Raw genomic sequence first — 6580 nt, forward strand, 5'->3', positions numbered from 1 at the left:
TGGGTCAGTCCTCCTCGATCGATCCGTCTGAGATGCCGGCGGTCTCGCCCTCGAACGTCGGCATGAGCGGCTGGCGGCGCTCGAACAGGACGAAGAGCGCGAATCCGAGTCCGCAGCCGATGAACCAGCTGAAGTCGGCGAGGTAGCTCAGGTCCAGGATGCCGGCCTCGGCGAGCGGCCGGGTCAGCACCGCGATCGCGACCGTCGGGGCGCCGGCGAGCACCATGGCCCACACCGCGTTCGGGTTGAACCCCTTGCGGTACCAGTAGGCGCCCGTCTCGCTCATCGTGAACATCTCGTCCACCTTGATGCGCTGCCTGCCGATCACGTAGTAGCCGGCGATGAGGATGCCGAAGAGCGGTCCGATGAGCGCACCGAGCACGCCGAGCGTGTTCTGGATCGCGGCGTCGTTGTTGTACCAGTTCCACGGGGTGAGCAGCACGGAGCCGACGGCGGCGATCATGCCGCCCATCCGCCAGCTGATCCTGTGCGGGGCGACGTTCGAGAAGTCGAACGCCGGCGCGATGAAGTTCGCCACGATGTTGATGCCGACCGTCGCCGTCACGAACGTGAGGCCGCCGAGGAGGATCGCGAAGTGCGTGTCGATGCGCTCGACCGTGTGGATCGGGTCCGTGATGAGCTCGCCGAAGACGGGCACGGTGGCGCTCGCGGTGAGCACCGTGAGGATGGAGAAGAACAGGAAGTTGAGCGGGAGCCCGAGGAAGTTGCCCCGCTTCACGGCCTTGTAGCTCTTCGCGTACCTCGAGAAGTCGCCGAAGTTGAGCATGGGGCCGGAGAAGTAGGAGACGACGATCGCGATGGCCGTGAACATGACCGGGATGGAGGCCCAGAAGTCGAGCGGCTCACCCGCGGAGAGGTTGAAGTCGATGTTCTCCCAGCCCGCCTGGCTGACGAGGTAGATGGCGAGCACGATCATGACGACGTACACCGCTGGCCCCGCCCAGTCGATGAAGCGGCGGATGGACTCCATCCCGCCCCAGAACAGCGCTGCCTGCGCGAACCAGAGGATCGCGTAGGAGATCCAGCCGAGCGCCGACAGGCCGAGGAACGAGTAGTCGGTGCGCAGCACCTCGCTGGCGGGGATGAACTTGAGGAACACGATGTTGAGCGACTCGGCGGCGAGGAACGTCTGCACGCCGTACCAGGCGATGGCGATGAGGCCGCGGATGATCGCCGGGATGTTGGCGCCCTTGACGCCGAAGATCGCGCGGTTCACGACGGGGTAGGGCACGCCTGTCTTCTGGCTCGACTTGGCGACGAGGTTCGTGAAGAACTGCACGATGAGGATGCCGACGATGAGGGCGACGAGCACCTGCCAGCTGGCGATGCCGAGCGCGAAGAGGCTGCCGGCCGTGACGTAGCCGCCGACGCTGTGCACGTCGGACATCCAGAAGGCGAAGATGTTGTAGGAGCCCCAGCGCTGCTTGCGCAGGGGAGCGAGGTCCTCGTTCGCGAGCCGCGGGTCGTAGCCGGGCTTCATGTTGCCGTCGCCGACGGGGTGGCCCGCCGCCTCGACGAGGTTGTCGGGCGCCGCGCCTTCGGCGCCCAGGCCGCGGGTGCTGCCGGATGCGCCAGTCTGTGCCAGTTGATCGGTCATGCGTTGAAGTTATGACTTCACGCTTCGCGGGAGGTTTCTGCAATGTAACGCTCGTGTAAAACCGAGGTCCCCTCGATGGCGTGCAGTCAGCACTTCACGGTCTCGGCGGTGACCGCGGCGCTGCGTCGGTCTCCCGAGTCAGACTCCCGCTGCCGCCCCGAGTCCGCGGATGAGCGCGTCGAGCCCGCGCTCGAAGGCCTGCTCGCGCAGCCCCAGCGGTGTGTGCGCCGCGACGGAGGCCGCGAGCGTGGGTGCCGCATCCGCCTGATCGCCGAGCTCGAAGATGTCGAGGGGCGCGTTGAGGTCGTACGCGGAGCCGTAGACGAACGACTCGATCGCCACGATCGCCGGCATGATGTTGGCGTCCGGCCAGCCGGCCCGTCGGAGGCCTGAGGCGACCCCCTCGTACATCGCGAGCGTGTCGGTCGCGCCGGCGACGGGCATCTTCGCGATCGCCTCCACGAGCGAGTCGTGCTCCTTCATGACGAGGCGGTAGCTGCGCGCCCAGCTCGCGAGGGCCGCGTCCCACGGCTCGGTCTCGAACGCCGAGGCGTCGACGGCGGCCATGAGGCGATCCTCGATCCAGCGCAGGATCTGCCGCTTCGAGTGCGCGTGGTTGTAGAGGGCCGCGGGGGTGACGCCGAGCGCCTTGGCGAGCTTCGCCATCGTCAGGGCGTCGTACCCCTCGTGGGTCGCGACGCGCATGGCGGCGTCGGTGATGCGCTTCTGCGTGAGGATGCGCGTGCGGGGTCGCCCAGCACGCCGCTGTCCGTCAGACTCCACATGCTCGCTGGTGCTCACTGGCCCTCCCGTCGTTCGACCCTAGCTCCTCGGAAATGCGGCTTGTCCGAGGGGCCCGTCTCGACTAACGTAAATTAATCCTGTTTATTTGGAAGGCGGCGCCAGGAAGCCGGCCGCCAACCACACTCACTTCGACGGCGAAGCCAGGGCGCTTGGAGCTGTCACAACGGAAAGAGCGGAAATGCAGACCATCGAACGCGACGTCGTCATCATCGGAGCAGGCCCCTCCGGCCTCACAGCGGCCCGCCGCCTCACCCAGGCAGGCAAGACCGTCGCCGTCCTCGAGGCGCGCGACCGAGTCGGCGGACGCACCTGGAGCAACATCATCGACGGCCAGTTCTTCGAGATCGGCGGCCAGTGGGTCTCGCCAGACCAGACGGCGCTCCTCGCCCTGCTCGAAGAGCTCGGCAAGGGCACCTTCTCGCGCTACCGCGAGGGCAAGTCGGTCTACATCAGCCCCAAGGGCGAGCGCACCGTCTACGAGGGCGACACGTTCCCCGTCAGCGAGCACACCGCCGCCGAGATGGACCGCATGATCGAGCTCCTCGACGGCCTCGCCGCCGAGATCGGCCCCGTCGAGCCGTGGGCGCACGCCAAGGCGCGCGAGCTCGACACCATCTCCTTCCACCACTGGCTGCGCCAGCAGTCCACCGACGAGGAGGCCTGCAACAACATCGGGCTGTTCGTCGCCGGCGGCATGCTCACCAAGCCGTCCTTCGCGTTCTCGGCGCTGCAGGCAGTGCTCATGGCCGCATCCGCCGGTTCGTTCTCGAACCTCGTCGACGAGAGCTTCATCCTCGACAAGCGCGTCATCGGCGGCATGCAGTCGGTCAGCCAGCAGATGGCGCAGGAGCTCGGCGACGACGTGTTCCTGAACAACCCAGTGCGCTTCCTCCACTGGGAGGACAACGGAGCAGGCAATGCGGCCTCCGTCACCGCGGTCGCCGACCACATCACCGTCAAGGCGCAGCACGCCATCATGGCCGTGCCGCCCAACCTCTACTCGCGCGTCTCCTTCGTCCCCGCCCTGCCGCGCCAGCAGATGATCGTGCACCAGCACATCTCCATGGGCCTCGTCATCAAGGTGCACGCCACCTACGCCACCCCGTTCTGGCGTGAAGAGGGCCTCAGCGGCACCGCGTTCGGCGCCGGCCACATCGTGCAGGAGGTCTACGACAACACCAACCACGAAGACGAGCGAGGCACCCTCGTCGGCTTCATCACCGATGAGGCGGCCGAGGCCATGTGGGCGCTGGGCGACGAGGAGCGCAAGGCCGCCGTCCTCGGCTCCGTCGCCGAGTTCCTCGGGCCGAAGGCCCTCGACCCCGAGGTCTTCTACCTCTCCGACTTCGGCGCAGAGGAGTGGACCCGCGGCGCGTACGCCACGAGCTACGACCTCGGCGGACTCCACCGCTGGGGCGCCATCCAGCACGACCCGGTCGGCCCGATCTTCTGGTCGAGCTCCGACCTCGCGGCAGAGGGCTACCAGCACGTTGACGGCGCGGTGCGGATGGGCGAAGCTACGGCGAAGCGCATCCTCCAGTCCTGAGCGCCCACGGCATCCCGAAATCGGACGACACCCCAAGAATTGGAGAGGCAGCATGGCGCAGCGTTTCGTAGTGGGCTACATCGCGAGCGATCGAGGGCATGACGCCCTCGCCCTCGCCTCCTTCCTCGCGAAGGGCACCGACACGGAGATCATCGTCGCGATGATCACGCCGGAGACGTCGCCGTACAGCGGCACGCATCCGCTGCCGCTCGACGATGCCGACAGCATCATCGGCAAGCAGATCGACACGTGGATGAGCGAAGCGCTCGCCCAGGTGCCGGAGGGCATCGCGGCGCGCGGCGTCGTCCGCAGCGCCACGGGCGAGGCCCAGGGGCTCATGGACATCGCCGCTGAATTCGGCGCTGCCGCGCTGGTCATCGGCGCCGCCACCACCGCACTGCTGCGGCAGTTCACCATCGGGACAGTGGCATCCACGCTGCTGCACGCCTCGCCGCTGCCCGTCGCGCTCGCTCCGGCTGGGTTCGCCGAAGAGGGGCCCGTCACCCGCATCACCACGCTGTTCGGCACCCGCTCGGGGGCCGCCGCGCTCATCGGCACCTCCGTCGAGAGCGCGCTGCAGCGCGACGTGCAGCTGCGCCTGCTCTCGCTCGTGCAGCTCGACCGGGTACCGCCCAGCCAGGTGCAGGAGGTCGACGAGTTCGTGCGCGAGTTCGGCGGGGCAGTGCTCGCCGGCCGTGCGGAGGCCCTGCTGGAGTCGGGCAAGGCCACCGTCGAGACGGTCGAGGGCGAGAGCCTCGAGGCCGCACTCGAGCGGGCCGACTGGAAGCCGGGCGATGTCGCCTTCGTCGGCTCCAGCCGCCTCGCCCAGGGAGGGCGCATCTTCCTCGGCGCCCGCGCGCAGCGCCTGCTGCGCGTGCTGACCGTGCCGATCATCGTCGTGCCGCGCGCCGCGCAGCCTGCCGAGGCGCCCAAGTCCGCTCCCGAATCCCCAGCGACAGGAACAGGGCAATGACCAGGACAGAAGACAGCACGGAGCGGGGAGGGCTCAGCTCCAAGGGCCTCTCCGCAGGCAAGGTCGGCGTCATCGGCGCGACCATCATCGGCATCTCGTGCATCGCCCCGGCGTACACGCTGACCTCGGGTCTCGGCCCGACCATCTCGCAGGTCGGCCTGCAGACGCCGGCGATCCTCTTCATCGGCTTCATCCCGATGGTGCTCGTCGTCTTCGGCTACCGCGAGCTGAACTCGGCGATGCCGGACTCCGGCACCACCTTCACGTGGGCGTCCCGCGCGTTCGGGCCCTGGATCGGCTGGATGGGCGGATGGGGGCTCATCGCCGCGACCGTCCTCGTCCTCTCGAATCTCGCGGCCGTTGCCGTGGACTTCCTGTTCATCCTGCTCGCGCAGGTGTTCCAGAATCCGGAGCTCGCCGACCTCACGACGGTGCTGTGGATCAACATCCCCGTCACGATCCTCTTCACGGCGCTCGCCGCGTGGATCTCGTACCGGGGCGTCGAGGCGACCGAGAAGATCCAGGTCGGGCTCGTCGCGTTCCAGCTCATCGCGCTGGCCTGGTTCATCGTCGCCGCCTTCATGCACCTGAGCAACAACACGGCCTTCGACCCGACCCCCATCGAGCTGTCCTGGTTCAACCCGTTCGAGCTGGGCGACATGGCCGTCGTCGCCGCCGGCGTCTCGCTGTCGATCTTCCTCTTCTGGGGCTGGGACACGGTCATCACGATGAACGAGGAGGCGAAGGACCCGAAGAAGACCCCGGGCCGCGCCGCCATGCTCACGATCATCATCATCATGGTGATCTACCTGCTCACGACCCTCGCCGTGCTCGTCTTCGCGGGCATCGGCACCGAGGGCCTCGGAGCCGGCAACCCGGACAACCAGGAGAGCATCTTCGCGGCGCTCGCGGGGCCGGTCATGGGTCCGTTCGCGCTGCTGATGTCGATCGCCATCCTGTCGTCGTCGGCGGCCTCGCTGCAGTCGACGATGGTCTCCCCATCGCGCACGATCCTCGCCATGGGGCACTACGGCGCCCTGCCGAAGCGCTTCGCGGACGTCAGCCCGCGCTTCAAGTCGCCGTCGGTCGCGACCCTGGCCTCGGCCATCGCCGCTGTCGTGTTCTACGTCGTCATGAGGCTGCTCTCCGAGAACGCGCTGTGGGACACGATCGCGGCCCTCGGCCTCATGATCTGCTTCTACTACGGCGTCACGGGGCTCGCCTGCGTCTGGTACTTCAGGCACAGCCTGTTCAGCTCGGCCAGGAACTTCTTCTTCCGGTTCCTGTTCCCGCTGCTCGGCGGCATCGTGCTGCTGTACTTCTTCTACGAGACGGCCGTCGCGTCGCTGTCGCCGTCGTTCGGCTCAGGCTCGGCGGTCTTCGCGACGAGCTACGACGCCGATGGCATCGCCCAGGACGGCATCGGTCTCGTGTTCGTGCTCGGCATCGGAGTGCTGCTGCTCGGCGTGGTCATCATGGTCGTGCAGTACTTCCGCAGCCCCGGGTTCTTCCGCGGCGAGACGATCCAGATCGGCAACGACCGCGACACGCAGTCGATCGAGGTGCTGAAGGACTAGCTGTCCCGCGGGATCCCGCGGGACAGCTAGTCCTTCAGCACCTCGATCGACTGCGTGTCGCG

5 protein-coding genes are annotated in these 6580 nt (G+C 67.7%); 3 read left to right on the plus strand and 2 right to left on the minus strand.

The genetic code is table 11. The annotated features are described in order from the left end of the window. Positions 1–4: 4 nt before the first annotated feature. Positions 5–1618 carry an NCS1 family nucleobase:cation symporter-1 gene (locus C5E05_RS18735; RefSeq protein WP_104342783.1) on the minus strand — a complete coding sequence of 538 codons (1614 nt, stop codon included), beginning with the start codon at positions 1616–1618 and terminating at the stop codon, positions 5–7. 138 nt (positions 1619–1756) lie between these two features. Then, a complete protein-coding gene (locus C5E05_RS18740; RefSeq protein ID WP_258063027.1) occupies positions 1757–2419 on the minus strand; it encodes a TetR/AcrR family transcriptional regulator in 663 nt (220 codons plus the stop codon). Positions 2420–2600: 181 nt separating this feature from the next. Between C5E05_RS18740 and C5E05_RS18745 the strand changes: the two genes are divergently transcribed. The 3 genes from C5E05_RS18745 to C5E05_RS18755 are packed head-to-tail and all read left to right on the plus strand — an operon-like array spanning position 2601 to position 6518. Further along, the gene (locus C5E05_RS18745) at positions 2601–3968 is read left to right on the plus strand and encodes an NAD(P)/FAD-dependent oxidoreductase (RefSeq protein WP_104240454.1); all 1368 of its coding nucleotides are present in this window, start codon (positions 2601–2603) and stop codon (positions 3966–3968) included. Positions 3969–4020: 52 nt separating this feature from the next. After that, a complete protein-coding gene (locus tag C5E05_RS18750; RefSeq protein ID WP_104298351.1) occupies positions 4021–4941 on the plus strand; it encodes a universal stress protein in 921 nt (306 codons plus the stop codon). Beyond that, a complete protein-coding gene (locus C5E05_RS18755) occupies positions 4938–6518 on the plus strand; it encodes an APC family permease (RefSeq protein ID WP_104240456.1) in 1581 nt (526 codons plus the stop codon). The genes C5E05_RS18750 and C5E05_RS18755 overlap by 4 nt, the downstream gene beginning before the upstream one ends. The last annotated feature ends 62 nt before the right edge of the window (positions 6519–6580 follow it).

Source organism: Pseudoclavibacter sp. AY1H1, from assembly GCF_002931055.1.
GTDB lineage: Bacteria > Actinomycetota > Actinomycetes > Actinomycetales > Microbacteriaceae > Pseudoclavibacter.

Coding starts and splice junctions, on each gene's coding strand:
- C5E05_RS18745 (WP_104240454.1), top strand. CDS start 2,601: ATGCAGACCATCGAACGCGACGTCGTCATCATCGGAGCAGGCCCCTCC.
- C5E05_RS18750 (WP_104298351.1), top strand. CDS start 4,021: ATGGCGCAGCGTTTCGTAGTGGGCTACATCGCGAGCGATCGAGGGCAT.
- C5E05_RS18735 (WP_104342783.1), bottom strand. CDS start 1,618: ATGACCGATCAACTGGCACAGACTGGCGCATCCGGCAGCACCCGCGGC.
- C5E05_RS18755 (WP_104240456.1), top strand. CDS start 4,938: ATGACCAGGACAGAAGACAGCACGGAGCGGGGAGGGCTCAGCTCCAAG.